This is a genomic window from Actinobacillus vicugnae, from assembly GCF_901687125.1.
In the GTDB taxonomy this organism is placed as follows: domain Bacteria; phylum Pseudomonadota; class Gammaproteobacteria; order Enterobacterales; family Pasteurellaceae; genus Actinobacillus; species Actinobacillus vicugnae.
Map to the genome: position 1 here is coordinate 1 of NZ_CABFJY010000039.1, position 762 is coordinate 762.

Annotated in this window: 1 protein-coding gene; it reads right to left on the reverse strand. The window is 42.4% G+C overall.

Annotated features, from left to right (window positions below; translation table 11 throughout):
- Positions 1-6: 6 nt before the first annotated feature.
- Positions 7-762: elongation factor Tu (locus F8M47_RS08155; protein ID WP_150539622.1), on the reverse strand; the 756-nt coding region annotated here is incomplete at its 5' end.

Here is a 762-nt window from a genome sequence, read left to right on the forward strand (position 1 = left end):
ACTCAATTATTTGATGATTTTCGCTACAACACCCGCACCTACTGTACGACCACCTTCACGAATCGCAAAACGTAAACCTTCGTCCATTGCGATTGGGTGAATTAGGCTTACTGTCATTTTGATGTTGTCGCCTGGCATTACCATCTCTACGCCTTCTGGTAATTCGATAGTACCTGTTACGTCCGTTGTACGGAAGTAGAATTGTGGACGGTAGCCTTTGAAGAATGGAGTATGACGACCACCTTCTTCTTTGCTTAATACGTAAACTTCTGATTCGAAGTCTGTGTGTGGTGTGATTGTACCTGGTTTCGCTAATACTTGACCACGTTCAATTTCTTCACGTTTTGTACCACGTAATAATGCACCTACGTTCTCACCTGCACGACCTTCGTCAAGTAATTTACGGAACATTTCAACACCAGTTACTGTCGTTTTTGTCGTTTCTTTGATACCTACGATTTCAACTTCTTCACCTGATTTGATGATACCACGCTCAACACGACCTGTTACTACTGTACCACGACCTGAAATTGAGAATACGTCTTCGATTGGTAATAAGAATGGTTTATCAATCGCACGCTCTGGCTCTGGAATGTAGGTATCTAAGTGGTTCGCTAACTCAAGAATTTTTTCTTCCCACTCTGCTACGCCGTTTAACGCTTGTAACGCTGAACCACGTACGATTGGTGTGTCATCACCTGGGAAGTCATATTGAGATAGAAGTTCACGCACTTCCATTTCAACTAATTCTAATAACTCTTC